The organism is Stenotrophomonas sp. 22DLJC03 (assembly GCF_056861405.1).
Map to the genome: position 1 here is coordinate 1 of NZ_JBSPUG010000010.1, position 25812 is coordinate 25812.

General features: G+C 66.7%; 23 protein-coding genes and 1 tRNA gene. 13 read left to right on the forward strand and 11 right to left on the reverse strand.

Features of this window, described 5'->3' with window-relative positions; translation table 11 throughout:
• Positions 1-254: 254 nt before the first annotated feature.
• The 7 genes from AC13GA_RS20090 to AC13GA_RS20120 all read left to right on the forward strand — a co-directional run bounded on the left by AC13GA_RS20090 (position 255) and on the right by AC13GA_RS20120 (position 10471).
• On the forward strand, positions 255-686 hold the full coding sequence (locus tag AC13GA_RS20090; RefSeq protein WP_482998820.1) for a DUF2946 domain-containing protein: 432 nt from the start codon (positions 255-257) through the stop codon (positions 684-686).
• Positions 687-758: 72 nt separating this feature from the next.
• Positions 759-2828 (forward strand): TonB-dependent copper receptor, encoded by a 2070-nt coding sequence (locus AC13GA_RS20095; protein ID WP_482998821.1) that lies wholly within the window; start codon positions 759-761, stop codon positions 2826-2828.
• Between the two features lie 302 nt (positions 2829-3130).
• Positions 3131-4237: an efflux RND transporter periplasmic adaptor subunit gene (locus AC13GA_RS20100; RefSeq protein ID WP_046985475.1), complete on the forward strand. Its 1107-nt coding sequence runs from the start codon at positions 3131-3133 to the stop codon at positions 4235-4237.
• Positions 4234-7359: an efflux RND transporter permease subunit gene (locus AC13GA_RS20105; protein ID WP_046985474.1), complete on the forward strand. Its 3126-nt coding sequence runs from the start codon at positions 4234-4236 to the stop codon at positions 7357-7359. Before AC13GA_RS20100 ends, AC13GA_RS20105 begins: the two co-directional genes overlap by 4 nt.
• On the forward strand, positions 7352-7936 hold the full coding sequence (locus AC13GA_RS20110; protein ID WP_482998822.1) for a GNAT family N-acetyltransferase: 585 nt from the start codon (positions 7352-7354) through the stop codon (positions 7934-7936). The genes AC13GA_RS20105 and AC13GA_RS20110 overlap by 8 nt, the downstream gene beginning before the upstream one ends.
• 188 nt (positions 7937-8124) lie before the next feature.
• Positions 8125-9642 carry an alanine/glycine:cation symporter family protein gene (locus AC13GA_RS20115; RefSeq protein WP_478473952.1) on the forward strand — a complete coding sequence of 506 codons (1518 nt, stop codon included), beginning with the start codon at positions 8125-8127 and terminating at the stop codon, positions 9640-9642.
• Complete coding sequence (locus AC13GA_RS20120; protein WP_046985471.1) at positions 9635-10471, forward strand: TrmH family RNA methyltransferase; 837 nt, start codon at positions 9635-9637, stop codon at positions 10469-10471. The genes AC13GA_RS20115 and AC13GA_RS20120 overlap by 8 nt, the downstream gene beginning before the upstream one ends.
• A 146-nt stretch (positions 10472-10617) precedes the next feature.
• Here AC13GA_RS20120 and AC13GA_RS20125 read toward each other — a convergent pair whose 3' ends face one another.
• The 4 genes from AC13GA_RS20125 to AC13GA_RS20140 form a co-directional block, all read right to left on the reverse strand.
• A complete protein-coding gene (locus AC13GA_RS20125; RefSeq protein WP_136639340.1) occupies positions 10618-12039 on the reverse strand; it encodes a M28 family peptidase in 1422 nt (473 codons plus the stop codon).
• A gap of 225 nt (positions 12040-12264) precedes the next feature.
• Positions 12265-12669 carry a large-conductance mechanosensitive channel protein MscL gene (gene mscL / locus AC13GA_RS20130; RefSeq protein WP_482998823.1) on the reverse strand — a complete coding sequence of 135 codons (405 nt, stop codon included), beginning with the start codon at positions 12667-12669 and terminating at the stop codon, positions 12265-12267.
• 55 nt (positions 12670-12724) lie between these two features.
• Positions 12725-13441 (reverse strand): fumarylacetoacetate hydrolase family protein, encoded by a 717-nt coding sequence (locus AC13GA_RS20135; protein ID WP_482998824.1) that lies wholly within the window; start codon positions 13439-13441, stop codon positions 12725-12727.
• A 75-nt stretch (positions 13442-13516) separates the two neighbouring features.
• A complete protein-coding gene (locus AC13GA_RS20140) occupies positions 13517-13798 on the reverse strand; it encodes a hypothetical protein (RefSeq protein ID WP_046985468.1) in 282 nt (93 codons plus the stop codon).
• Positions 13799-13976: 178 nt separating this feature from the next.
• Between AC13GA_RS20140 and AC13GA_RS20145 the strand changes: the two genes are divergently transcribed.
• Positions 13977-14312, forward strand: coding sequence for a Rieske (2Fe-2S) protein (locus tag AC13GA_RS20145; RefSeq protein WP_478473948.1), 336 nt, complete (start codon positions 13977-13979; stop codon positions 14310-14312).
• 377 nt (positions 14313-14689) lie between these two features.
• On the opposite strand, the gene AC13GA_RS20150 is transcribed toward AC13GA_RS20145, so the two are convergent.
• The 4 genes from AC13GA_RS20150 to thiS form a co-directional block, all read right to left on the reverse strand.
• Entirely contained in the window at positions 14690-16537 is a 1848-nt protein-coding gene (locus tag AC13GA_RS20150) for an SLC13 family permease (protein ID WP_046985466.1), read from the reverse strand.
• Positions 16538-16564: 27 nt separating this feature from the next.
• Entirely contained in the window at positions 16565-17299 is a 735-nt protein-coding gene (gene trmB / locus AC13GA_RS20155; RefSeq protein ID WP_136639339.1) for a tRNA (guanosine(46)-N7)-methyltransferase TrmB, read from the reverse strand.
• Entirely contained in the window at positions 17299-18093 is a 795-nt protein-coding gene (locus AC13GA_RS20160) for a thiazole synthase (protein ID WP_006387459.1), read from the reverse strand. Before AC13GA_RS20160 ends, trmB begins: the two co-directional genes overlap by 1 nt.
• A gap of 145 nt (positions 18094-18238) precedes the next feature.
• Positions 18239-18439 carry a sulfur carrier protein ThiS gene (gene thiS / locus AC13GA_RS20165; RefSeq protein WP_046985464.1) on the reverse strand — a complete coding sequence of 67 codons (201 nt, stop codon included), beginning with the start codon at positions 18437-18439 and terminating at the stop codon, positions 18239-18241.
• Positions 18440-18646: 207 nt separating this feature from the next.
• On the opposite strand from thiS, the gene AC13GA_RS20170 reads away from it, so the two are divergent.
• The 3 genes from AC13GA_RS20170 to AC13GA_RS20180 all read left to right on the forward strand — a co-directional run bounded on the left by AC13GA_RS20170 (position 18647) and on the right by AC13GA_RS20180 (position 21440).
• On the forward strand, positions 18647-20482 hold the full coding sequence (locus AC13GA_RS20170) for an autotransporter domain-containing esterase (protein WP_046985463.1): 1836 nt from the start codon (positions 18647-18649) through the stop codon (positions 20480-20482).
• Positions 20483-20603: 121 nt separating this feature from the next.
• A tRNA-Gly gene (locus tag AC13GA_RS20175) sits at positions 20604-20677 on the forward strand.
• Positions 20678-21035: 358 nt separating this feature from the next.
• The gene (locus AC13GA_RS20180) at positions 21036-21440 is read left to right on the forward strand and encodes a DUF805 domain-containing protein (protein WP_295381748.1); all 405 of its coding nucleotides are present in this window, start codon (positions 21036-21038) and stop codon (positions 21438-21440) included.
• A gap of 1 nt (position 21441) precedes the next feature.
• Here AC13GA_RS20180 and AC13GA_RS20185 read toward each other — a convergent pair whose 3' ends face one another.
• Positions 21442-22482, reverse strand: coding sequence for a PoNe immunity protein domain-containing protein (locus AC13GA_RS20185; protein WP_482998825.1), 1041 nt, complete (start codon positions 22480-22482; stop codon positions 21442-21444).
• A gap of 28 nt (positions 22483-22510) precedes the next feature.
• On the opposite strand from AC13GA_RS20185, the gene AC13GA_RS20190 reads away from it, so the two are divergent.
• Positions 22511-23596, forward strand: coding sequence for a hypothetical protein (locus tag AC13GA_RS20190; protein WP_482998833.1), 1086 nt, complete (start codon positions 22511-22513; stop codon positions 23594-23596).
• A gap of 80 nt (positions 23597-23676) precedes the next feature.
• Here AC13GA_RS20190 and AC13GA_RS20195 read toward each other — a convergent pair whose 3' ends face one another.
• Together AC13GA_RS20195 and AC13GA_RS20200 are read right to left on the reverse strand one after the other, a co-directional pair.
• Positions 23677-24099 (reverse strand): acyl-CoA thioesterase, encoded by a 423-nt coding sequence (locus tag AC13GA_RS20195; RefSeq protein ID WP_482998826.1) that lies wholly within the window; start codon positions 24097-24099, stop codon positions 23677-23679.
• 79 nt (positions 24100-24178) lie between these two features.
• Positions 24179-24544: a hypothetical protein gene (locus tag AC13GA_RS20200; protein ID WP_426355335.1), complete on the reverse strand. Its 366-nt coding sequence runs from the start codon at positions 24542-24544 to the stop codon at positions 24179-24181.
• Positions 24545-24710: 166 nt separating this feature from the next.
• On the opposite strand from AC13GA_RS20200, the gene rimK reads away from it, so the two are divergent.
• Positions 24711-25589: a 30S ribosomal protein S6--L-glutamate ligase gene (rimK, locus tag AC13GA_RS20205; RefSeq protein WP_482998834.1), complete on the forward strand. Its 879-nt coding sequence runs from the start codon at positions 24711-24713 to the stop codon at positions 25587-25589.
• The last annotated feature ends 223 nt before the right edge of the window (positions 25590-25812 follow it).

Genomic DNA, 25812 nt, shown 5'->3' on the forward strand with positions numbered 1-25812 from the left:
CGAAGGCGGGGTGGGTCCGGTTGCGGGAGTGTCCGCGGCATGGATGCCGCGGCCAAGCCCCCAGGGATGGGTTTACGGCGTCTCCCGCAACCGGACCCACCCCGCCTACCCACAGGAAGCCCGCTTCTGCTTCGGCTGTTGCTGTTGCTGTTGCTCCAGCTCGCAGCGGGTGCAGGGCGCAGCCCTGCCGATAAACCCCCTCCTGCGACGGTTCGTCGCACGGGTAACCCTGGACCCCGCTCTACACTAGCGGGGTGACCCGCCTGTCCCGCCCGCAGCGCCTTCTGCTCCAGCTCGCCATCCTGGCGACGCTGCTGATGGTGCTTGCGCCACTGGTCAGCCGCGCGCTGCAGGCACAGCCGATGGAGCACGCCGCGATGGCAGGCATGGACCACGCCGCCATGGGCCATGACATGCACGCCATGGCCATGGCCGGGCAAGATCGGCACGGCGCGGCGCCTGCAGCGCCCAGCCGTCCGGCCGACCCCCACGCCATGCATGGCGAAGCCTGCGAATACTGCGTGCTGGCGATGCGCCTGCTGCCGTGGCTGGCCGTGCTGGTGCTGCTGTTGCCGCTGTTGTGGCGGCCGCAGCTGGCGTTCCCATGGTCGCAGCAGGTGCTGCCGGCACTGCGGTGGCCGGCACATGCCGCGCGTGGGCCGCCGCGCTTCTCCATCGTTCGCTGATGTCCCTATCGAATCCGCCGCACGACGCCTGACCGGGCGCCGTGCGCGCGTGCGTACTTTGGAGCTGTTCCGATGAAAATGACTTCCCGCCCTGCGGGCGCCTGCGCGCGCCTGCCGGTTGCCCTTGGCCTGGCCGTGGCCGCATCACTGGCACACGCCGCGCCTGCCGACGAGGCGCGCACTCTCGACACCCTGGTGGTGACCGCCGCTGCACCGTCCTCGCCGCTGCACTGGGTGACCGATCCGCGCCTGCCTCGGCAGCCGGTGCCCGCCAGCGACGGTGCCGATTACCTGAAAACCGTCCCCGGCTTCTCCGCCATCCGCAACGGCGGCACCAATGGCGACCCGGTGCTGCGCGGCATGTTCGGTTCGCGCCTGAACATCCTCAGCAACGATGGCAACCTGATCGGTGCCTGCCCGTCGCGCATGGACAATCCGCTGTCCTACATCGCGCCGGAAAGCTTCGACCGGCTGACCATCATCAAGGGCCCGCAGAGCGTGCGCTGGGGCGCAGGTGCCTCGGCCGGCACCGTGCGTTTCGAGCGCGATACGCCGCGTTTCGACGAGCCGGGCCTGCGTGCCGATGCCAGTGCGCTGGTCGGTTCGCGCAACCGCAACGACCAGGTGCTGGACCTGACCCTGGGCAATCCGACCGGTTACGTGCGTGCGAGCGGCAACCGTTCCGAAGCCGATGACTACAAGGATGGCAATGGCGACGTGGTGCCGTCGAAGTGGCGCAAGTGGAACGGCGACGTGGCCATCGGCTGGACGCCGGATGCCGACACGCTGCTGGAAATCTCCGCCGGTGCCGGTGATGCGATCGCGCGCTACGCGGGCCGTGGCATGGACGGTGCCGCGTTCGAGCGCACCAGCTACGCGGCGCGCTTCGAGAAGCGCAACCTGCCGGGTGCGTGGGACACGCTGCAGGCCAACGTGTACTACAACAATGCCGACCACGTGATGGACAACTACACGCTGCGCACGCCGAACCCGCACAGCATGATGCCGATGCCGATGCCGATGGCCTCGAACGTGGACCGCCGTACCCAGGGCGGGCGGGTCAGTTCCGAATGGCGCTGGCAGGATGTGCAGCTGGTGGCCGGTGTGGATGGCGAGGACAGTCGTCACCGCGGCCGCATGGGCATGGGCCGCGACACCTACCGGCAGGCAGCCTGGGAGACCGATGCCAACTTCCGCCGCTATGGCGTGTTCACCGAACTCACCCTCGGCGCCGGCACCGACCAGCGCTGGATCAGCGGGCTGCGCATCGATCGCGCGAGCGTCCGCGATGAGCGGCAGTCGGTGCGCGGGATGATGGGCAACCGGCCGAACCCGACCGCTGGCCTGCAGCGCAAGGAATGGCTGGGCAGTGGCTTCCTGCGCTACGAGCAGGATCTGGCCGACGGCTTGACCTGGTACGCAGGCCTCGGCCACAGCGAGCGCATGCCTGACTACTGGGAGCTCTTCTCGCCCAACCAGGGACCGGCCGGCACGGTGAATGCATTCAGCGGCGTGCAGCCCGAGCGCACCACCCAGCTTGATGTGGGCATGCAGTACAAGGGCCCGCGCGTGCAGGCCTGGCTCTCGGCGTACGCCGGTCAGATCCAGGACTACATCCTGTTCACCTACCACGGCAGCGGGATGATGGGCATGAGCCAGGCCCGCAACGTCGATGCCCGCATTGCCGGGGCCGAGGCGGGCGTGGAAGTGGCGCTGGCCGAACAGTGGAAGCTGGGCGGCACGCTGGCCTATGCCTGGGGCGAGAACCGCGACCAGCAGCGACCGCTGCCGCAGATGCCGCCGCTGGAGGCGCGCCTGAGTGCGAACTGGGAAGGCCAGCGCTGGAGTGCTGGTGCGCTGCTGCGTGCGGTGACCCACCAGCACCGTGTCGCCGATGGCCAGGGCAACGTGGTCGCCCAGGACCTGGGGCCGAGCGCCGGCTTCGCCACCTTCGCGCTCAATGCGGCTTACCGCTTCAGCTCGCAGCTGCAGCTCAGCGCGGGTGTCGACAACCTGTTTGATCGCACCTACAGCGAGCACCTGAACCTGGCCGGCAGCGCCGACTTCGGCTTCCCGGCCGACCCGGTACGCATCAACGAGCCGGGCCGCAGCGTGTGGATGAAGGTGAACTACCGGTATTGATCCGCCGGGCATGGCCCGGCGCTACCGTCACGCGCCGGGCAAAAAAAACGGGGCCGGATCCCCGCCAGGATCCGTCCCCGCCCGACGCCCTCTGTCGGGCAGCTTCGACTCTACGATGGCAACGTCGGTAATGGGTCGCTGGATACACCCCGACACAAGCCGACACCGCCAGCACCAGCCTTGCACGGAACCGGTTGAAGGCGCTAGCGCGGTGCCGGTTCCACGCCGGTAAACGCTTGGCACATACCGCTTTTGCGGGCCCTTGCCTACACTCGGCGGCCGTGGATCAATCAGGACCGTTCATGTTGGCTCGTATCGCTTCGACCCTGGCCTTCGGCCTCAGCCTGGCCGTGCTGGCCGGGTGCGCAGGCAAACAGGAGGCTGCCGCACGTCGGCAGGGCGAAGCAGTGCCGGTCACCGCGCAGGTCGTGCAGCCCACGCAGTGGAACGACACCCTGCAGGCGCTGGGCACGGCCAAGGCGCGCGAATCGATCAGCGTCACCGCCAAGGTCAGCGAAATCGTCGAGAAGGTGCACTTCGAGAGCGGCCAGCACATCGCCGCCGGTGCGCCGATCGTGACCCTGCGCGGGCAGGCCCAGGAAGCGGCACTGGTGCAGGCCCAGGCCACCTTCCACGAGGCCGACCAGCTGTACAGGCGCCAGCGCGAGCTGGCCACGCAGCGGCTGGTATCCAGTGCCACGCTGGATACGCAGAAGTCGATCCGCGATGCCGCCGAAGCGCGCGTGGCGCAGATGCAGTCGGACATCGGTGACCGCCGTGTGCGTGCGCCGTTTGCCGGCGTGCTCGGCATCCGCCAGGTCAGCCCGGGCACGCTGCTGACGCCGACCACGGTGATCGCCACGCTCGACGACATCGAACACATGCACATCGATTTCCAGGTGCCGGAAGTGGAACTGGCCGCACTCGGCGTCGGCGACAAGGTCAGCGCATCCAGCGTGGCCTGGCCGGGCCGCACCTTCGAAGGCGTGGTCAGTACCATCGATGCACGCATCGATCCGGCGACCCGTGCAGTGACCGTGCGCGCCGACTTCGCCAACAGCGACCACGCGCTACGTCCGGGCATGCTGCTGGACGTACGCCTGTTCCATCCCGAACGGCCGGCGCTGGTGGTTCCGGAAATCGCGGTGGTGCAGGTCGGCCGCGATACCTTCGTGTATCGCATCAAAAGCGACGACAGCGTCGAGCGCGTGGATGTGGTCACCGGTGCGCGCCGTGCCGGCGTGGTCGAGATCAAGCAGGGCCTGGAAGCGGGCCAGCGAATCGTGGTCGATGGCACCGGCAAGCTGCGCCCGGGACTGAAGGTAGCCGCCAAGGACGCAGCACCGGCGAGCGGCGCCAAGCCGGCTGACGCGCCGGCGGCGGTGGTCGCCGAGGGCCACGGCGGATGAAGCTGTCCGACACCTCCATCCAGCGGCCGGTGTTCGCCGTGGTGATGAGCCTGCTGCTGCTGGTGCTGGGCGTGATGTCCTTCACCCGCCTGACCCTGCGTGAGCTGCCTGCCATCGATCCGCCGATCGTTTCGGTGTCGGTGGATTACACCGGTGCCTCGGCGGCGGTCATCGAAAGCCGCATCACCCAGGTGCTGGAAGACGCGCTGGCCGGTATCGAAGGCATCGATACGATCAACGCGCGCAGCACCAATGGCCGCTCGCAGGTCAGCATCGAATTCACCTCCAACCGCGATATCGAGGCCGCAGCCAACGACGTGCGTGATGCGGTCAGCCGCGTTGCCGACCGCATGCCGGAAGAAGCGCGTCCGCCGGAAATCGCCAAGGTCGAAAGCGATGCCGACCCGATCATCTGGTTCAACATGGTCTCCTCGACCATGGACACGCTGGAACTGAGCGACTACGCCGACCGCTACGTGGTCGACCGTTTCTCCAGCCTCGACGGCGTGGCCCAGGTCCGCATCGGCGGGCGCCAGCGCTATGCGATGCGCATCTGGCTGGACCGTGACCAGCTGGCCGCGCGCGGGCTGACCACCGGCGACGTGGAAACCGCGCTGCGCAACGAGAACGTGGAACTGCCGGCCGGCCGCATCGAATCGACCGACCGCGACTTCACCCTGCGCGTGGAGCGCAACTACATCAAGCCCGAAGACTTCGCGACCATCCCGCTGGGCAAGGGCCGCGACGGCTACGTGGTGCGCATGGGCGACGTGGCGAAGATCGAGCTGGCTTCGGCCGAGCGTCGCGCCTACTACCGCAGCAACGGTGAACCGGGCATCGGCCTGGGCATCGTCAAGACCTCCACCGCCAACTCGCTGGATGTGGCACGCACCGCGCGCGCTGAGGCGGAGCGGGTCGCGCTGACGCTGCCCAAGGGCACGCAGATTTTCGTTGCCTTCGACAACACCACCTTCATCGAAGCCGCAGTGGACCGTGTTTACGCCACGCTGGTGGAAGCGATGATCCTGGTGCTGGCGGTGATCTGGCTGTTCCTCGGCAGCTTCCGTGCTGCACTGATTCCGGCAGTGACGGTGCCGGTGTGCCTGGTCGCCGCCTTCATCGCGCTATATGCGTTCGACTTCTCGATCAACCTGCTGACCCTGCTGGCGCTGGTGCTGTGCATCGGCCTGGTGGTGGACGACGCGATCGTGGTGGTGGAGAACGTGCAGCGCCGCATCGATCTGGGTGAACCGCCGTTGGTGGCGTCCAAACGCGGTACCGCGCAGGTGGCGTTCGCGGTGATCGCCACCACGGCCGTGCTGGTGGCGGTGTTCCTGCCGGTCGGTTTCCTTGAGGGCAACACGGGACGGCTGTTCCGTGAACTGGCAGTGGCGCTGGCTGCGGCAGTGGCATTGTCCGCGTTCGTGGCGCTGACGCTGACGCCGATGATGGCCTCCAAGCTGCTCAAGCCCCATACCGGGCAGGCGCCGCGTGGCCTGCATGGTTTCATCAACCGCAACCTGGAGCGCCTGGCCGGGGCCTATGGGCGGGTGCTCGACCACCACGTCGATCGCACCTGGATCTACCTGCTGGTGATGGTGGCTGCCCTGGCCGCCAGCTGGGGCCTGCTCAAGCTGCTGCCATCGGAACTGGCACCGGCCGAAGACCGCGGTTCGTTCCAGATCATGATCGACGGCCCGGAAGGTGCCGGCTACGACTACACCGTGCAGCAGGTGCAGCAGGTGGAAGCGATGCTGGCACCGCATGTCGGCCCTGACAAACCGATCGTGCGCGCCAACCCGCGCGTGCCGGGTGGATGGGGCGCCAGCGAGGAAATGCACACCGGCCGCGTCAGCATCTTCCTGCAGCCGTGGCGCCAGCGCAGCGAGGGCACGCCGGAAGTGGCCAATGAGCTGCAGAAGGAACTGGACACCATCCGCGGCGTGCGCGTACGTACGCAGGTGGGCGGTGGCCTGGTGCGCAGCGGCGGCCAGCCGTTCCAGATCGTGCTGGGCGGCCCGGAATACGCCGAGATCGCGCAGTGGCGCGACCGCATCCTGCTGCGCATGGCCGACAACCCCGGCCTGGTCGGCCCAGACTCGGACTACAAGGAAACCCGCCCGCAGATGCGGGTCAACATCGACCGTCAGCGTGCGGCCGATCTGGGCGTGCCGGTCACCGCGATCGGTTCGGCACTGGAAACCATGATGGGCTCGCGCCGCGTCACCACCTTCGTCGACAACGGCGAAGAGTACGACGTGCTGGTCCAGGCCGGCCGCGATGGTCGCGCCAGCCCGGCCGACCTCGCCGCGATCCGTGTGCGCGCCACCTCCGGCGAACTGGTGCCGCTGTCCAACCTGGTCACGCTGAGCGAAGTGGCCGAGGCCGGCACCCTGAACCGCTTCAACCGGCTGCGTTCGATCACCATCAATGCCGGCCTGGCGCCGGGCTATCCGCTGGGCGAGGCGATTGCCTGGGCGCAGCAGGTCACGCGCGAGGAGCTGCCGCAGTATGCGCAGGTGAACTGGAAGGGCGAATCGCGCGAATACCAGAGTGCCGGCGGCGCGGTGCTGCTGACCTTCGCCATGGCGCTGCTGGTGGTGTACCTGGTGCTGGCCGCGCAGTTCGAGAGCTTCATCCACCCGCTGACCATCATGCTGACCGTGCCGCTGGGCGTGCTCGGTGCGCTGGTCGGTCTGTGGGTCAGCGGTGGCACGGTGAACCTGTTCAGCCAGATCGGCATCGTCATGCTGGTCGGCCTGGCCGCGAAGAACGGCATCCTGATCGTCGAATTCGCCAACCAGCTGCGCGACGACGGGAGAACCGTGCGCGAGGCGATCATCGAATCGGCGATGGTGCGCCTGCGTCCGATCCTGATGACCTCGATCGCCACCGTGGTCGGTGCGGTCCCGCTGGTGGTGGCCGGTGGCCCCGGTTCGGCCAGCCGTGGCACCATCGGCATCGTGATCATCTTCGGCGTGACCCTCTCGACGTTCCTGTCGCTGTTCGTGGTGCCGGCGTTCTACGCGCGGCTGGCGCCATACACGCGCTCGCCGGAAGCGGTGAAGCGCGAGCTGGAGAAGCAGGAGGCGGAGTCGCCGTCGGTGGGTGGGCATGCCTGACCTGACCGCCAGCGGGGTCGGATCCCTTTCCCAAGAGGAAAGGGCTCTGACCCCACACCTGCAGGGCGACGGCTTCCTCCTGCGTCCCTGGCGCAATGAAGACCTCGAATCGCTGCTGCGCCATGCCAACGACGCCGAGGTGTCGCGCGGCCTGCGCGATCGCTTCCCGTACCCGTACACGCGCGAGGATGGCGAGGCCTTTCTGGCTGGCCGCGTGCTGGCGCCGGGCACGCTCAACCTGGCCATCGAGATCGACGGCCAGGCCTGCGGCAGCGTCGGGGCCCAGCAGGGCCATGCCGAGCGCGGGCACATGGCGGAACTGGGCTACTGGCTGGGCCAGTCCTACTGGGGCCAAGGCCTGATGACCCGGGTGGTCGGCCTGTTCGCACCGTGGGTGATGGACGAACTGCGCCTGTTCAGGCTGCAGGCCGGGGTGGTCGACTTCAACCTCGGTTCGGCCCGGGTGCTGGAAAAGAACGGCTTCCAGGAAGAGGGCGTGGACCGCTGCGCGGTCTACAAGCGCGGCGTGCTGCACGACCTGCGCCGCTTCGCCCGGGTGCGCACGCAGCTTCCGTAACCGGCCGCCGGGCACGGTCCGGCGCTAACGTGGGGGGCACGGTCATTGCCGGTAGCGCCGGGCCATGCCCGGCGGAGAACACGCCCCCACATCCGGCGCTATCGCAGCGACCTTCGATCAGGGAGAATCGACCGGTCCCTTCCAGCCGACGGGACGTCCTCACAACCCGCCGACTGGAGAGAGCGCGCGTGGAAGCTACCGTACATTTCATCAACAGCATCATCTGGAGCAAGGCGCTGATCTTCATGTGCCTGGCCGCCGGCCTGTTCTTCAGCCTGCGCACCCGCTTCATGCAGATCCGTGGTTTCGTCGAGATGTGCCGCCTGACCGTGTCCGGCGAGAAGTCCGAGGCCGGCGTGTCTTCCTTCCAGGCGCTGGCCATGTCGATGGCCGGGCGCATGGGCATCGGCAACATCGCCGGCGTGGCCACCGCCATCGCCTTTGGCGGACCCGGCGCCATCTTCTGGATGTGGGTCATGGGCTTCCTCGGCGCCTCCACCTCGTACGTGGAATGCACGCTGGCGCAGATCTACAAGACCAAGGACGCCGAAGGCCGCTACCGCGGTGGCCCGGCCTACTACATTGAAAAGGCCATGGGCCTGAAGTGGTATGCCATGGCCTTCGCCATCGCCACGATCATCGCCGCCGGTTTCCTGATGCCGGGCGTGCAGGCCAATGCCATCGCCGACAGCGTCATCAATGCCTGCCGTGGTACCGCGCTGTGCGGCCCGCTCGATGGCCAGGCCTTCGGCATGGAATCGGCGCAGGCGCTGAAGCTGGGCATCGGCATCGTGGTCGCCCTGTTGCTGGGCGTGGTGATCTTCGGCGGCGTCAAGCGCATCGCCAACTTCGCCGAAGTGGTGGTGCCGTTCATGGCCGCCGGCTTCATCCTGATGGCCATCGTCATCATGATCATCAACTACGACCGCGTGCCGGAAATGTTCGGCATCATCTTCAAGAGTGCTTTCGGTACCCATGCTGCATTCGGCGCGATGATGGGCCTGGCGGTGGAGTGGGGCATCAAGCGTGGTATCTACGCCAACGAGGCCGGCCAGGGCTCGGGCCCGCATGCGGCCGCTGCGTCCGAGGTCTCGCACCCGGCCAAGCAGGGCTACGTGCAGGCGTTCGCCATCTACTTCGACACCATGATGGTGTGCACCGCCACCGCATTCCTGATCCTGGCCAGCGGCACCTACAACGTGTACTCGCCGGTGCCGGGTGGCGCGCCGATCTTCCAGGGCCTGGCCGGCATTCCGGAAGGCGCGGGCTATGCGCAGGCCGGTGTTGAAGCGGTGCTGCCGGGCTGGGGCTCGGCCTTCGTGTCGGTGGCGATCTTCTTCTTCGCCTTCACCACCATCATGGCCTATTACTACATGGCCGAAACCAACCTGACCTACGTCAACCACAACAAGAAGCGCCCGCTGACCGTGCTGCTGCTGCGCCTGGGCATCATCGGCATGGTGGTGTTCGGTGCCTTCCACAACGCCACCCTGGCCTGGGCGCTGGGTGACATCGGCGTGGGCCTGATGGCCTGGCTGAACATCATCGCCATCCTCATCATCCAGAAGCCGGCCATGCTTGCCCTGCGCGATTACGAGCGGCAGAAGAAGCTGGGCCTGGATCCGATTTTCGACCCCGATGCCCTGGGCATCAAGAACGCCGATTTCTGGCGTCAACGCAAGCTGGAGTTGTCCCGTAGTGAATGATCCCTGGAAGAATGCCCGCCGCCCGTCGTCGCGACCGCCGCGGGCCACCCCGCTGCCACCGCGTGAGGGCGGCACCCCGCCACCGCCGGGGCGTGGCAATGACGAACTGCGCCTGTATGGCTGGAACGCCGTGCAGGCCCTGTTCGACAAGCGCCCGCAGGCACTGCGCAAGCTGTACCTGGTGGAATCGCTGATTCCGCGCATGCAGCCGGTGCTGAAGTGGTGCGTGGCCAACCGCGTGGGCTATCGCGTGGTGGAGGAGGGCGACCTCAACAAGCTGGCTGCCACCACCCATCACGAAGGCCTGGTGGCCGACGTGCTGCGTGCGCCGGTGCTGGCGCTGGACGCATGGCTGGCGACGCTGCCGGCTGATGCACCGGCGCTGGCGTTGTGGCTGGACGGTGTCGGCAATCCCCACAACTTCGGCGCGATCCTGCGCTCGGCCGCGCACTTCGGCGTCAAGGCGCTGCTGCTGCCGGCCGGCAGCACGCTGGCGCTGTCCGGCGCCGCGGCACGCGTTGCCGAAGGTGGCGCCGAATCGGTGCCGCTGGTGCAGTTGCCGGACAACGCACAGGCGATGGCGCAGCTGCGAGCGGCCGGTTTCGGGCTGGCAGCGACCCTGGTCGAGGGCGGTGAGGACGTGTTCCGCGCATCGCTGCCGGCACGACTGGTCTACGTGATGGGTGCCGAAGGCGAAGGCATGGACCGCAGCCTTGCCAGCGAATGCGACCTGCAGGTCTCGATTCCCGGCAGCGGCGCGGTGGAGAGCCTGAACGTGGCCTCGGCCACGGCCGTGCTGTTGGCTCAGTGGGTCAGTCGCCGCGATTGAACCTCTGCGCGGGGTCAGATCCCTCGCCACGGCGAGGGCTCTGACCCCGTCCGGTTCCCGATGCAGGATCTGCCGTGGTGGGTGCGAACCTTGGTTCGCACCGCTCCCGCCGCTGCGCTCGCCGGGCATGGCCCGGCGCTACTGCGTCATTCGTTCGGCGGCGTGGTCGCCTTGGCTTCGCTGCCGAAGCTGCCATCGGCTTCCGCCGCCAGATACGCGAACACGGTGTAGGCGGCCACGTTCTGTGCCAGCGCCTTCGGGTCGATCTTGTCCAGCGTGTCGTCGGCGGTGTGGTGCAGGTGGAAATAGTCCGAGCCGTCCTGCGCCAGCCACGCCCATGCACCGCCCTTGGCCGCCAGCGGGCCGACGTCCGGGCCCGGACCACCCTTGTCGGCCTGGTACTCGATGCCCAGCGGCTTCATCACTTCGGCAATCTGCTTCGTCGCTTCGCGCGAGCCTTCCGGGTTCGGCGAACCGGTGTTGAAGGCGTAGATGCGGCCAGCACCGAAGTCGCTCTCGGCGGCCAGCTGGTGCAGGGCCACATCCTTGGCATGCGCTTCGGCGTAGGCCTTGCCGCCATACAGGCCCTGTTCTTCGTTGGCGAACGCGATCACGCGGATGGTGCGCTTCGGCGCCTGCTTCAGCTGGCCGATCAGATGGCCAGCGGCCATGGTGATGCCCACGCCTGCACCGTCATCCACCGCGCCGGTGCCCAGGTCCCAGGAATCCAGGTGACCACCGATCACCACCACTTCCTTGGGCAGGCTGCGGCCGGTGATCTCGCCGATCACGTTGTACGAGGTGGCGGTGCCATCCCAGCCGCAGTCCAGCGCCACCTTCACCGTGGTGCTGCCACGGGCCAGCAGGCGGGCCAGCTGATCGGCGTCGGGCACCGACAGTGCCGCCGACGGCACCGGGGTCAGGCCGTCGTCGAAGCGGGTGATGCCGGTATGCGGCACGCGGTGGGAATCGGTACCGGCCGAACGCATCAGGAAACCGACCGCGCCCTTGCGGATCGCCTCGGACGGGCCCTTGCTGCGGATCGCGCCGCCACGGCCGTAGTCGCGTCCATCGCGGAAGGGCAGCATCTGGTAATCGACGAAGGCGATCTTGCCCTTCAACGAACCGGCCGGTGCTGCCTGCAGCGCAGCCAGGTCGGCGAAGCGCACGACTTCGGCTTCGACCGTACCGCCCGGGCTGCCGCCCAGCGCGGTGATCTGCAGCGGCTGCGGGTTCCTGCCGGTTACGGCGGCGTGTTCACTGCGGCGCTCCCATTTCGGGAAGGTCACCGGCTCTTTCCAGACCTTGTCGAAACCGAGTGCCTTGAACTTGGCTTCGGCCCAGGCCACTGCGCGAGCGTCAGCTTCGCTGCCGGCGATGCGCGGGCCGATCTCGGTGGTCAGCGATTCGACCACCTTCCAGCCGGTGTCGTCAGCCAGCGCCTGGTCGCGCAGCTGCGCAGCGGTGGCCAGCGAAGCCGGGGGCAGGGTGGTGGTGTGCGGCGCTGCGAAGGCCGGGGCGGCCAGCAGGGCGAGGGAGGATGCGATGGCAAGGATGCGGCGACGCATGGACAGCTCCGGGAAGGGACCAAGCCTTGGAGCTTAACAGTCGTTCAGGCCCGCGCATGGGCGGGAGGTCATGGCTGGCGCGAACGCTGTTTTCCGCCACGTCCGGCAAAGCGAAAGCCCCGCCGGAGCGGGGCTTTCGTGCAGTCGCGGTAGTGCCGGCCGCTGGCCGGCACCACGGTTGTTCCGACGTTGCCGGCCAGCGGCCGGCACTACCGGTAGGCCGCCTTATTTCTTCAGGCTGTCGCGGATCTCGCGCAGCAGCACCACTTCCTCGGCCGGTGCGGCCGGAGCGGCTTCCTGCTTGCGGGACAGGCGGTTGATCACCTTGATCACCAGGAAGATGGCGAAGGCCACGATCACGAACTGGATCAGCGTGTTGATGAAGTCGCCGTAGCCGATCACCACGGCGGGGATTTCCTTGCCGTCGGCACCGATGCTGTCCGGTGACAGCGTCCACGCCAGCTGCGAGAAATCCACCTTGCCGATCAGCATGCCCAGCGGCGGCATGATGATCTTCTCGACCAGCGCGGTCACGATCTTGCCGAAGGCCGCGCCGATCACCACGCCGACGGCGAGGTCGATGACGTTGCCGCGCATCGCGAATTCCTTGAACTCGGTGAGCATTCCCATTGTTGTTTTTCTCCGGTGGGGGAAGTGGACAGCGCGCAGGGTAGCGCAGGTGATGTCAGCCGGCGATCACGCCGTGGCGCTCGGCCACGTTTTCCAATCGGGCACTGAAACGGTCGCCGGGCTTCAGCGCGGCCACCCCGGACGGGGTACCCATGAACACAAGGTCGCCGGCACGCAGCTGCCACAGCTTGGACAGCTCATGCAGGATCTCCGGCACGTTCCAGATCATCTGGTCGAGCAGGGCCTGCTGGCGGACCTCGCCGTTGACCTCCAGCGACAGGTTGAGCGCGGCCAGGTCACCCACTTCAGCGGCATGCACGATCTCGCTGATCGGCGCCGAGGCGTCGAAGCCCTTGGCTGCATCCCACGGATGGCCCTTGTCCTTGGCGGCGGCCTGCAGGTCGCGACGGGTCAGATCCAGTCCCACTGCATAGCCGTAGACCAGCGCCTCGGCATCGGCCACGGCCAGTTCACCGGCCGGCGCATCACGGCCGATCGCCACCACCAGTTCCACTTCGTGGTGCAGGTTGGCGGTTGCCGGGGGATAGGGGATGGCATCGTCGTGGCCGACCACGATCGCATCGGCCGGCTTGCTGAAGAACATCGGACGGCCGCGGTCGTCGGCCGCCGGCACCGCGGCGCCCATTTCGCGGGCATGGTCGGCGAAATTGCGGCCGACGCAGTAGATACGGTGCACGGGGAAGCTGCCACCACCCACCACCGGCACACGCGGCAGGGCTACGACAGGAATCACATCGGAGACATCGGACATGCGGGCATCCAGGAAGGGCGTGCCCGCAGTCTAGAACGCATGGCGCCCGCCGTCAGCGGGCGCGGAGGGCGTGGATCAACGCGAGGCCGGCAGCACCGGCTTGCGCACCACGCGGAATTCGCCCTCGACCACGTTCGGGTCGAGAGGACGGGCAGTGCCCGGCTTGCGCGAAGCCAGCAGCTTCCATGCCAGGCCGACCAGGATCATCGCCGCACCGACGAACACGCCAATGAACACCATCGCGGCCAGGATCGCCAGGCCGAGCAGGCCCACGGCAACGCGCACCAACGGGTGACGCGGCTTGCGCGGCGCGAACAGGGTGCGGAACTGGTTGAAGGCGGATGCGCGATTGAACATGGCGGCTCGATAGGCTGGAATCAGCGAAACCAGAGTATCGTGAGGTGCCACTGTCTTTGAGTGAAAAACTCGTTAAATATAGCCTGTGCTTATTACGAATCAATGACTTGTGTTCATGTTGCAGCCAGTCACCTGAGTGGGCGTGCGACAATGCGCGTTTACTGTCCGAGCCTTCGCCATGACTGCCGCTGCTGCCCTGATCGCCCTTGATGCCATTGCCGATGGCGCGTTCGCCGAGGTCGAGGCGGTGGTCGATGGGGATGCCGAGTCGCTGGTGTTGTATCGCGACGGGTCTCAGGTGCGGGCGTTCCTGAACATCTGCCCGCATGCCGGTCGCCGCCTGGACTGGGCACCGGGCCAGTTCCTGAAGAGCCGCGAAGGCCACCTGGTATGTGCAGCGCACGGCGCCTCGTTCGCGCTGGACAGCGGCGACTGCATCGCCGGCCCCTGCAAGGGCGACCGCCTGCGCGCGGTGCCGGTGGACGTGCGCGACGGGCAGATCTACCTGGCCTGAGGCCGGAAGCAGTCGAGCACGGCTCGACTCTACAAAAGTCGTGTCGACCAAGGTCGACACCTACCAACAGCGGTCCATGCCGTTCCGACAGATCGCGGAAATCTGTCGAAGGCGGGGTGAGTCCGGTTGCGGGGGTGTCCGCGGCATGGATGCCGCGGCCAAGCCCCCATGGGTGAGGGCGCTTTGCTTGCGAAGCACTGCTTCGCAAGCGCCCGAACGCACAGCCGCCAGCGGCTGGGCCGGTCTGGGGGTTTACGGCGTCCCCCGCAACCGGACCCACCCCGCCATCCCAAGGAATGCAGGCCGTTGCCGTTGCCGTTGCCGTTGTCGTTGCCTCGGCGGGTGCAGGGCGCAGCCCTGCCAACAAATCCCAACCCTCAGAACATCAGGTTGATCATCAACACCACCACGCACGTATAGATCAGCGACAGTGGTCCGCCGACCCGCCACATTTCGCGTGGGGTGTAGTTGGCCGGGCCGGTGATCATCGAGATCACCGGATTGGAGGCCGTCATCAGGTTGTTGGACGCCGACAGCGCCACGATCAGCGCGAACGCCGTCGGGTTGCCGCCCGCGGCCAGCGCCAGGTTCACCGCAATGGGCACCATCACGATGGTCGCGCCCACATGGCTGATCACCAGCGAGAACGCCGTGGTCAGCAGCGCCAGTGCGACTTCCAGCACCCATACCGGGATGCCGGTGGGCAGCTTGTCGATGGTGTGGCCGGCCACCCATGCCGCCGCGCCGCTGGAGTCCATCGCCCAGCCGAGCGGGATCAGCCCGGCCATCATGAACACTGTTTTCCAGTTGATCGAGGCGTAGGCCTCGTCCATGCGCAGCACGCCGGTCAGCAGCATGCCGGCCACGCCGGTCATCAGGGTCAGCGCCACCGGCAGCTTGCTGGTCAGCGCGATCAGGATGGTCAACGCGAAGATCGCCATCGCGATCTTGAACTTGTGCGGGCGCTGCTCGCCGGTCGGGTAGTCGGTCACCACCACGAAGTCACGACTCCTGGCGGCCTGTGCCAGGTCGGTCCAGATGCTGTGGAACACCAGCATGTCGCCGGCACGCAGCTGCACATCGCGCACGTCCTCGCGGATCACCTGCTTGTCGCGGTTGATCGCCAGCAGGCTGATGCCGCGCTCCTTGCGCAGGCGCAGGTCGGCCGCGCTCTTGCCGATCACGTTCGAGGTCGGTGGCACCACCGCCTCGGAGATGCCGGCGCGGCTGGGGTTGAACAGGTCACCGAGGTGCTTCAGGCGCGAGGACATGCGCAGGAACTGGTTCTGCGCGAAATCGTGGATCTGCTCGCGCGGGCCCATCGCCCCCAGCACGCTGCCGACCCAGATGCGCATTTCCGCCGGTGGCGCCAGGCGGGTGTCATTGCCGGTTTTCAGGGCCAGCAGCAGCGGCGCATCATGCAGGTTCTCGGCTTCGCCCAGGGTCATGCCGACCAGCGGGCTTTCAGCGCTGACCACCAGTTCGAACACGTCGCCTTCGATGCCATAGGTCTTTGCGAAGTAGCTCTCGGTGCGTGCCGGGGTGACCCCGTCGTTGACCAGGCTTTCCTCTTCCACCAGCTTGCGGTCGCCGTAGTAGCGGAAGTACAGCAGCGAAGCGATCAGCAGCGCCACGCCGATCGGCAGCGGCGCGAACATGCGCAGCGGTTCGATGGTGGCCAGGCCCGAGGGCAGGTTGTTGTTGGCCGAGGCCAGCAGATCGTTCAGCAGGATCAGCGGCGAGTTGCCGACCATGGTCAGCGCGCCACCCATCACGATCGCCGCCGAGATCGGCAGCAGCAGCCGCTGCATGGTCAGGCCCGTGCGCGCCGCCAGCCGCGAGGCCACCGGCAGGTACAGCGCCATCACCGACGGATTCTGCATGAAGGACGAGTTCAGGCCGGCGATGGCCGTGGTCATCATCAGCAGCCGCTGCTCCACGCCATGGCCGCGCCGCAGCAGCCATGCGGCCAGCCGGTTCAGCGCCCCGGTGCGGTCCAGGCCGGCACCGAGGATGGTGGTGGCGATGATGCTCATCACCGCGTTACCGGAGAAACCACCGAAGATTTCCTCCGGCGCGATCAGGCCGGTGACGCCGAGCACCACCAGCACCACCAGCGCGACCACGTCGGCGCGGATGCGCTCGAACAGGAACATCGCCATCGTGAAGCCGACCAGCCCGAGCACGAGCTTCATGTCGTTGGTCAGCGTCAGCGCGGTATCCATGTGGGGAGCGGCGTCCTCAGGCGATCGTCAGGTGCGGTCGTACAACAGGTCCCAGACGCCATGGCCGAGCTTCTGGCCGCGGGTCTCGAAGTGGGTCTGCGGCCGCCAGTCCGGGCGCGGCACGCTGCCACGCGGACCGGCGCGGTTGACCAGGCCAGCGGTGGCGTCCAGCACGTCCCACATCTGCTCGGCGTAGTCCTCCCAGTCGGTGGCGCAGTGCAGGCGGCCGCCCGGGCGCAGCTTGCGCACGATCAGTTCGGCGAACGCCGGCTGCAGCAGGCGGCGCTTGTTGTGGCGCTTCTTGTGCCACGGATCCGGGAAGTAGATGCGCACTTCATCCAGCGCGCCATCGGCGATCTCGTTCTGCAGCACCTCCACCGCATCGTGGTGGTACAGGCGCACGTGGTCGGCTTCGTCCTCGGCCAGTGCATTCAGCAGGCGGCCCACGCCGGGGGCGTGCACTTCGATGCCGATGTAGTCGCGCGACGGGTCGTGCTGGGCGGCGAAGCGCATGGCCGCACCATTGCCGAAGCCGATCTCCAGCACTTTGTGCGCGGGGCGCCCGAAGGTCGCGTCCAGGTCACGCGGCTGGCCGCTGTAGTCCAGGCCGAAACGCGGCCAACGCTCGTCGAACGCGCGCTGCTGGGCCGGAGTGAAGCGGCCCTGGCGCAGCACGAAACTGCGCACTTCGCGGCGGCCTTCACTGACGGTGAAGGGCTTGGGCGGGGCCTTGGAACCCGCGCTGTCGAAAGGATTGGTCATCAGCCGATCAACCCGTCAATCGGCGACGACGCACTGGCATAGCGCTTGCGCGGGATTCGCCCGGCCAGGAAGGCCTCGCGTCCGGCTTCGACCGCTTTGCGCATGGCGCTGGCCATCAGCACCGGGTGGCGCGCGCCGGCAATGGCGGTGTTCATCAGCACGCCATCGCAGCCGAGCTCCATCGCGATCGCCGCATCCGAAGCGGTGCCGACGCCGGCGTCGACGATGATCGGCACCTTGGCGTCTTCGATGATCTGCAGCAGGTTGTACTTGTTCTGGATGCCCAGGCCCGAACCGATCGGCGCGGCCAGCGGCATCACCGCAGCGCAGCCGATCTCTTCCAGGCGCTTGGCCAGGATCGGGTCGTCGGAGGTGTAGACCATCACCTCGAAGCCGTCCTTGACCAGCTGCTCGGCGGCCTTGAGGGTCTGCACCACGTCCGGGTACAGCGACTTCTGGTCGCCCAGCACTTCCAGCTTGGTCAGGTTGTGGCCGTCCAGCAGCTCACGGGCCAGGCGGCAGGTGCGCACGGCATCCTCGGCGGTGTAGCAGCCGGCGGTGTTGGGCAGGATGGTGAAACGCTCCGGCGGCAGCACGTCGAGCAGGTTCGGCTCGCCCGGGTTCTGCCCGATGTTGGTGCGGCGGATGGCCACGGTGACGATCTGGGCGCCTGCAGCCTCGGTGGCCAGGCGGGTTTCTTCCAGATCCTTGAACTTGCCGGTGCCGGTCAGCAGCCGCGAGCCATAGGTCTTGCCGGCGATCACCAGCGAATCGGGGGAGACTTGAACGTTCATGGCGCGATTATCGCTTATCCGCCTGAAGATGGGGTCACGTAGAGGGCTGGGTCGGATCCCTTTGCCAGGGCAAAGGGCTCTGACCCGCTGCGAAGTGGTTCTGGGGCAGAGCCCATCGCAATTCGATGGGATCCGACCCCGGCCATCAGCCCCCGCCCAGCGCGTGCACGATCTCCACTACGTCGCCTTCGGCCAGCGCATGTTCGCCATGGCGGCTGCGGCTGACGATCTCGCCGTTGACCTCCACCGCCACCCGGCGCTGCAGCAGCTGCTCGGCCTCGAGCAGGTCGTGGAGGGTCGCCGAAGCGGGCAGGGTACGCGGTTCGCCATTGAGCTGGATGTTCATCCGCTCATTGTCGCTGATGGCACGTCAGGATCGGAATGCTTGCAACTTCCTCCGGGCGCCAACGCTGGCACAGCGCACTGTCAGGCGATCAGGCGACGATCCATGCGGCGGCGCAGCGTGAGCAAAACGCGGCGCGGTGAAACCATTCACCGTGCGCCGGCGTACGTGCGCCGGATTCCTACCTATCTTCCCCACAGGAGTTTCTACATGCAGCTCAGCAAACACCCGATCCGCTCCCTGATGGCGGCCGCGATCGCGCTGGCCGCGCTTCCGGCCATGGCAGGCGAAAACCCGTACTCGAAGGCCGTGTTCTTCGGTGACAGCCTGACCGACGCCGGTTACTTCCGTCCGCTGCTGCCGGCGGCCACCCAGGGGGCCACCGGTCAGTTCACCACCAACCCGGGCTGGGTGTGGTCACAACAGGTGGCCAACTACTACGGCCTCAACAACGGCGCCAACGGCAATGGCCAGAACGGTGACAATTACGCCGCAGGCGGTGCCCGTGTCAGCGTGGACGTACCGAGCGCGCTGGGCGTCATCCCGTCGCTGAAGACGCAGGCTAACCGTTACCTGGCTGCGAACGGCGGCAAGGCAGATCGCAATGCCCTGTACACCGTATGGGGTGGCGCCAACGACCTGTTCGCTGCAGCTGGCGCTCCGACGCAGGCCCAGGCCATCATCGGCGCAGCCGTTACCGATCAGATTGCCCTGGTCGGCGCGCTGAAGCAGGCAGGGGCACAGTACGTGCTGGTGCCGAACCTGCCGAACGTCGGCCTGACTCCTGCATTCCGTGGCCCGAATGCGGCCACCGCCACTGCGCTGTCCGCGGGTTACAACAAGGCCCTGTACGGTGGCCTGAAGCAGGCCGGCATCGAGTTCATTCCGCTGGATACCTTCACCGTGCTGAGTGAAGTGGCTGCCAACCCGGCCATGTACGGTTTCACCAACGTCACCAGCACCGCCTGCAAGATCGATCCGAACAACTCGACGGTCAGCATCCTGACCTGCAATCCGACCAGCTATGTCAGCCCGGATGCGTACCAGACCTATCTGTTCGCCGATGGCGTGCATCCGACCGTCGCTGGCCACCAGCTGCTGGGTCAGTACGCCGTTTCGGTGCTGGAAGCACCGCGCCTGCAGCAGGTGCTGAGCCACTCGGCACAGACCATCGGCCGCTCGCGTGCCGATCAGGTCAGCAATCACCTGGGCGCCCGTCCGGCCGATGGCCTGTCGTGGTGGGGTGGCGTGCGTGGCGACCTGCAGCGCTACGACCACGCGGACCTGTATGACGGCCTCGCTCCGGCCGGCCTGTTCGGCATCGACTGGGCGCGCGACGGCGTGGTGCTCGGCGGCTTCGCCGGCTTCGGCCGCCTGAATGCCGACTTCGGCAACAGCCGTGGCGACTTCACCCAGAAGGACACCACCGCCGGCCTGTTTGCGGCATGGTACGGCGACCGCGTCTGGGTCAACGGCCAGGTCAGCTACACCTGGCTGTCGTATGACGTGAACCGCAAGGTCCAGCTGGGCCCGGCCACCCGCGAGCACGGTGGTTCGCCGGATGGCAGCAACCTCACTGCTGCACTGAACGCCGGTTATGAGTTCGGCACCGAAGGTGGCTTCCGCCATGGTCCGGTCGCTGCGGTGATCTGGCAGAAGGTCAAGATCGACGGTTACAGCGAAAGCGCCGCCGCCGGCACGCTGGCCACCGCCCTGGGCTACGACCGCCAGAACGTCGACTCCACCGTCGGCCGTATCGGCTGGCAGGCCCGCTTCGATGGCGGCACCGTCAAGCCGTACGTGCAGGTGACCTACGACCACGAGTTCGAGGACACCAAGCAGGCCAGCGCCTGGCTGCAGACGCTGCCGGAACTGGGCAGCTACCGCGTGCCGGGCCTGGACTTCGACAAGAACTACGCCACCGCCGTCCTGGGTGCGCGCATGGACCTGTTCGGCCTGCAGGGCAACGTTGGCCTGAGCACCACGGCCGCGCAGAAGCGCGCCCGCGATGCCTCGGTCTTCGCCACCGTCAGCGGCAGCTTCTGATCCAGAGCGGGGTCGGGGTCCTTTCCGCAGGGAAAGGGCTCCGACCCCGTCGCTGCATGGCAGGATGGACCGGCTACCATTGCGCAACACCGGCCGCTCCGCATAGACTTTCCACCGCAACGCGGGCGTAGCTCAATGGTAGAGCTGTAGCTTCCCAAGCTACTGACGTGGGTTCGATTCCCATCGCCCGCTCCATGTTTCCAGGGTATTCACCCCAGGCAGACGCGGCGCAATGGTTGAACCACACCGAAGCCCCGCGTGTGGCGACAGCGCCCTGACTTCTCTCTTCAATGCGTTGGGCTGTGGCTTCTCCGAACCACAGCTCGAGTGGCTTGTTTACAAGACGCATTGCAATCGCGTTTGAATCGTCGGCGCTGAAACCCATGGGTGGCAGTTCGCACCGTGTTTGCGGCTGTGTGGCAGCGATGGCCGGCTCAGGCAACCTCCGCTGTCTGCCCAGCCCGTCGAGCTGCAAGGTTCAGTTGGTGCTGGGCTTGGGGATGCTAAAAGATCGTTAATCGTTGACTCTCATCGTCCGCTGCCCGGAGCGTGAATGATCGCCGCACTCGTGCCCATCAGGCGTTGCTTTGATTTTTCAGGGCGATCCAACCGGAAAGAGTTCTGGTCGTACTCCCTGCTTGCTGCGCTTGTGATGGCGATGAGCTACTCCTTGATGGACGGTGGATACTGGCTGACAGGCACCGTGCTGTTCGATTGGGAGGCCTTCGAGACGCTCCGGACGCTCGGAGGGGTCATGGGGGTTTGCGCTGTCATCCTCCTCCTTCCGCCGATGCTGGCCTTGGCCGTTCGACGACTGCACGACATCGACGAGTCTGGCTGGTACGTCGTGATCGCTTTCATCCCGTTGGGTGTATTCGTCCTCTTCCCCGTCATGCTCCTACCCGGCAGCGAGGAAGACAATCGATTTGGCAGAATCCCCGGCGTGCCTGGCACTTGAATCAGCGCCGGGCGAAATCGGCCAGATCGGCGGGGTAGTGTGGGCAGGACCGCAGCGCGGCATCGTCCCCGCCGTACAGCACTACCATCGCGGCCACCTCAAACGCCCAGTAGCCCCACGCGTTGGGCCCGATCAGGCGCCGGGTCCGCTTCTGTGCCTTCGGTGCCAGAAGGAAGAAGTCTCGGTACTGCACCTGCAGGTAGCTGGCCAGGAGTGAAGGGTCGAACGCTTCACCGTCGCGTAGCGGCGCGAACAGGTCGGCGAACGGTCGCGGATGAAAGACCTCATCACTGGCCTCCACCAGGCCCAGCGCCGGCGCGCTGAGGTAGTCCAGCAAGCGGTCGGTTTCGAAACAGAGCACCTGCTCCACCAGCGCCGGCAGGCGCTCCTGCGCATCCAGCAGCACGCCCAGTGACAACAATTGCAGTGCGTATTCGTAGTGCTGCGTTGTGCGTGGCTGCAACGAGGCGGTCAGCATGATGTCGTGGCCTTGCTGTTGCAGGCTGTCCCTGGCAATGGCCAGCAAACGCGCATGCTCGAGCCACAGATCTGCTACGTCGGCATGCATCTGCTGCAATGCCGTGGGGGCGAAACCGCGGTCGATGCCTTTCAGCAGCAGGTTGCTGCCGGTCTGGGCGGCTGCTTCCCAGCCGTAGGCATGCTCCAGCGCCGCATGCCCCTGCAGCGGATCCTGTGCCGGTTCACCGCCATTGCGCGCATGACGTGCAAGCAGGGCCATGCCCGCGTTCCAGTCCGCCTGCCAATCCGGCAGACGTAACGTGCGGCGCGGTAGGCCCGGCGCCTTCGCCAGGGTTCGCCATCGCGGCAGCACGTCCTGCAGAAGATTCTGGCCCGTCATGGTGGTCATCGATTCCATCATCAACGAAAGTCTAGCGGCAATGCTCGTTCGAACCCCATTGCCTGGCAGTGCATTGAAGGTTTGAATGGTGCGCAGTCGCAGCCACCACACCCGCATGATTGTTGATCGCATCACCCTCCGCCGATATACCCAATGGCTGCCGTTCCTGGCTTGGGTCGCCATCTGCGTGGCCTGGTGGTCGCCCTTGGGCGTGGTCGTTGGCCTGGCCGCATGCCTTGCCCTGGGCGGCGTGCTGCAGCGCTTCGATCTGGTTGGCGATGCCGTAGGCGGCGCACAGCTGCGCTCGCGGGCGACGCTGCCCTTTGCCACTCGGCCGCCCACGCACGATGTGCTGCTGGACTGGGGCGAGCTGGGTATGGGCGGGCCTGCCTACAGCACCCAGATGCTGCGCGATGGCGCCATCGTTGAAGGCGTATCGACCAGCGGCAGCCACGATGCCAGTGGTGAGTGGCAGCAGCTGGCAGGAAGCGCGCTGCGCGTGGCCAGTGGCTACATTGATCGCAGCGAAGCGGTGATCGTCTACGACGAAGCGGACAAGAGGGTGATGCACCTGCTGACGATTGTTCCCAGCCTGTTCTGGCAGGAACTGCACGAGCGTCGGCAGCTTGGCGGGGATGCCGAAGCTGCGGCGTGGCTGCGCGATCTTCCCAGTCGATTGACCACACTGCGCCCCTGTCGGGGTCTATGGCTGGAACAGGAACATCCGGCAGTGGCCGCCGGGTCGCCGCAGGCATTGCGGCATGTCCTGCCTGACGGTCGGGTTCTGCAGGCCATCCCGCTGCTTCCCGACGACCTGCGCCTGACCGCACATCCGTCCCTGTTCACCCGCGTCTGCCCGTACGCCCTCTGCCTTGATGGCGAGGCCAGTGACCGTCATGCCTGCGATCTGGACACGGTCATCGCCAGCCCGTCAGGGCGATGCGTGGCGGTGGCGGGCAGCGTACTTGATGGGGATCTGCGTCCCATCGAGGGTGTGTGGCTCGTCCACTGGCAGGGGCATTGGCAGGCCATCGGCCGCCGTGCGATGGGCGGCAGTGGCAAGACCCGGAGTGGGGCCTGGATCGATGTGATCGCGGTCGGCGATGACGGAACGCTTCGCTGCGAAGCCTATGAGGAACACTGGACGTTCGAGGCGATCACACGCATCCCCACGCCACACACGGCATTGGCGCTGCCTGTGGAATGGCGGGAAACCGCATTGGCCGTGCGTGTCCGCGATGGGTGCTTCTCGTTGCGCCTGCCCCGTGCTGATCAGCGGCACGCATCCCCTGGATGAGCCATGGGGATGTCCCCGGCGATGGCCCTTCCACCGCCAGAGACGGCAAATGGGTGCGGATGACCGGATTTCCGGATGACTCATGTGCCTGCCGATTGCATCAGCTGCGCATACTCCTCGGTAAACAGCCCCGACAACGCCCGGCGCTGCTCTGGCTCGATCACGCGCGAGGCGTTGGCTGTGTAGTCGAAATGCACCATCACGCAGCGCCCGCTGGCCACCAGGGCCTCGAACTGGAACGCCTGCTGCACGATCGACAGCGAGGAGCGGCCGATGTTCTCGATGCGGGTCTCGATGCGCACTTCGTGTCCCGGTTGTATCTGCTGCAGGAAGTCGATCTCGTAGCGGCGCAGGATCAGCGTCAGGTCGCGCATGCTGGCCTCGCGGCTGAAATGCCGGAAGATCTCCTGGCGGCCTTCCTCGAACCAGACGGGCAGGGCGGTGTTGGTGACGTGGCCGAGTACATCCACTTCGGAGAAGCGCGGAAGGATCGTCAGCGGCATGATGCCTCCGGGGCGTAGTGGCTGGGGTCTCCGGCGACGGTGCTGCCTTCGCCGGAGACAGTGCGGCGGCTACGGGCCGTCAGTCTGAGTAGAAGCCGTTGCCGAGGGTGCCGGGCAGGCCGGGTTCGGGCCACGGCATCAGTGACGTGCAGGCGTCATACAGCGTGCAGAAGTCCTGCCGCAGCTGGGCAGGTACCCAGCTGCCGTAGGAAACGTCGGTCGAGTCGCCCTGGCAGGCGTAGGAAACATCGATCCAGCGGGTATTGGCGTGTGAGGCAACGCCCTGGTGCTGTGTCTTGCCCGTGCAGTAGCGCAGGCCCTGGCCGATCAGGGTGTTGTTGGCATCGAAGTAGAGCCGGGAGACTGCATGGGTCGGCGCAGCCTGTACGTCTGCGGTGCCTCCCACCAGGCCAAACAGCAACAACAGCGGAATTCCCATTCGCATCTGTGGTTCTCCTTGGTTTGTGCAAGCCGGCCGTGTCCTGTCCATTGGCCGGCAGGGGCATCTTCGCACAGCACTGCCAGGCGAGCAGATGTCGCCGTTCGCAGAGCATCATCCACCCGCCACACGCCCGCGCTATGCTGCGCGCCTGCCGTCCGATCCCGCCGCGATGAAGCTCGCCATCCTGTCCCGCAACAGCACCCTGTACTCCACCCGCCGGCTGGTCGAAGCGGCGCGCGCGCGCGGCCATACCGTACGCATCCTCGACCCGCTGCGCTGCTACATGCGCATCGCTGCCGATGGCTTTTCGATGCACTACAAGGGCCGGCCGATGACCGGTGTGGACATGGTCATTCCGCGCATCGGCGCCTCGATCACCCGCTATGGCACCGCCGTGCTGCGCCAGTTCGAGCTGATGGGCGCACGCACCCCCAATCCGTCCGATGCGATCCTGCGTTCGCGCGACAAGCTGCGCGCGCACCAGCTGCTGGCGGCCAAGGGCATCGACATGCCGGTCACCGTGTTCGGCGACAACCCCGATGACACCGTCGACCTGCTGTCCATGCTCGGCCCGCCGCCGCACGTGGTGAAGCTCAACGAGGGCACCCAGGGGCGGGGCGTGATCCTCACCGAGAAGGCCAGTGCCTCGCGCGGCATCGTCGAGGCCCTGCGTGGTCTGTACGCCAACTTCCTGATGCAGGAGTTCATTGGCGAGGCCAAGGGCGCCGACCTGCGCTGCTTCGTGGTGGGTGACCAGGTGGTGGCGTCGATGCAGCGGCAGGCGCCGGAAGGTGATTTCCGCTCCAACCTGCATGCCGGGGGGACCGCGGTAGCGGCCAAGGCCAGCCGCGCCGAGCAACAGGTGGCAGTACGTTCGGCCAAGGCACTGGGACTGTCCGTGTGCGGGGTGGACCTGATCCGCTCCGCGCGCGGGCCGCTGGTGCTGGAAATCAATTCCACGCCTGGGCTGGAAGGGATCGAAGCCGCCTGCGGAGTGGATGTCGCCACGCGTATCATCGAGCACGTCGAGAAGCTTAAAAAATCCTGATATTTCAACCAATTATGATTCTCATGGGCAAATGACGCCGGCTTTAACGAGCCTTTAATCGGTGCCGGCGTAGGCTTCAGCGAACCGCAGCTCTGCCTCTCAGCAGGATCGGTATCGGGATACAACTTCAGGCCCAGGCGGGGGCACCGCCTGGGTCTTTTTTATGCCTGCCGAAGGCCCCTTGTGGAGGCCGCGTGACGGCCGTAGAGTGACGCGCATCGTT

Coding starts and splice junctions, on each gene's coding strand:
- AC13GA_RS20140 (WP_046985468.1), bottom strand. CDS start 13,798: ATGTTCAATCGCGCATCCGCCTTCAACCAGTTCCGCACCCTGTTCGCG.
- AC13GA_RS20110 (WP_482998822.1), top strand. CDS start 7,352: ATGCCTGACCTGACCGCCAGCGGGGTCGGATCCCTTTCCCAAGAGGAA.
- AC13GA_RS20095 (WP_482998821.1), top strand. CDS start 759: ATGAAAATGACTTCCCGCCCTGCGGGCGCCTGCGCGCGCCTGCCGGTT.
- AC13GA_RS20200 (WP_426355335.1), bottom strand. CDS start 24,544: ATGCGAATGGGAATTCCGCTGTTGTTGCTGTTTGGCCTGGTGGGAGGC.
- rimK (WP_482998834.1), top strand. CDS start 24,711: ATGAAGCTCGCCATCCTGTCCCGCAACAGCACCCTGTACTCCACCCGC.
- mscL (WP_482998823.1), bottom strand. CDS start 12,669: ATGGGAATGCTCACCGAGTTCAAGGAATTCGCGATGCGCGGCAACGTC.
- AC13GA_RS20185 (WP_482998825.1), bottom strand. CDS start 22,482: ATGGCGACCCAAGCCAGGAACGGCAGCCATTGGGTATATCGGCGGAGG.
- thiS (WP_046985464.1), bottom strand. CDS start 18,439: ATGAACATCCAGCTCAATGGCGAACCGCGTACCCTGCCCGCTTCGGCG.
- AC13GA_RS20135 (WP_482998824.1), bottom strand. CDS start 13,441: ATGTCCGATGTCTCCGATGTGATTCCTGTCGTAGCCCTGCCGCGTGTG.
- AC13GA_RS20170 (WP_046985463.1), top strand. CDS start 18,647: ATGCAGCTCAGCAAACACCCGATCCGCTCCCTGATGGCGGCCGCGATC.
- AC13GA_RS20160 (WP_006387459.1), bottom strand. CDS start 18,093: ATGAACGTTCAAGTCTCCCCCGATTCGCTGGTGATCGCCGGCAAGACC.
- AC13GA_RS20195 (WP_482998826.1), bottom strand. CDS start 24,099: ATGCCGCTGACGATCCTTCCGCGCTTCTCCGAAGTGGATGTACTCGGC.
- AC13GA_RS20105 (WP_046985474.1), top strand. CDS start 4,234: ATGAAGCTGTCCGACACCTCCATCCAGCGGCCGGTGTTCGCCGTGGTG.
- AC13GA_RS20100 (WP_046985475.1), top strand. CDS start 3,131: ATGTTGGCTCGTATCGCTTCGACCCTGGCCTTCGGCCTCAGCCTGGCC.
- trmB (WP_136639339.1), bottom strand. CDS start 17,299: ATGACCAATCCTTTCGACAGCGCGGGTTCCAAGGCCCCGCCCAAGCCC.
- AC13GA_RS20150 (WP_046985466.1), bottom strand. CDS start 16,537: ATGGATACCGCGCTGACGCTGACCAACGACATGAAGCTCGTGCTCGGG.
- AC13GA_RS20145 (WP_478473948.1), top strand. CDS start 13,977: ATGACTGCCGCTGCTGCCCTGATCGCCCTTGATGCCATTGCCGATGGC.
- AC13GA_RS20125 (WP_136639340.1), bottom strand. CDS start 12,039: ATGCGTCGCCGCATCCTTGCCATCGCATCCTCCCTCGCCCTGCTGGCC.
- AC13GA_RS20180 (WP_295381748.1), top strand. CDS start 21,036: ATGATCGCCGCACTCGTGCCCATCAGGCGTTGCTTTGATTTTTCAGGG.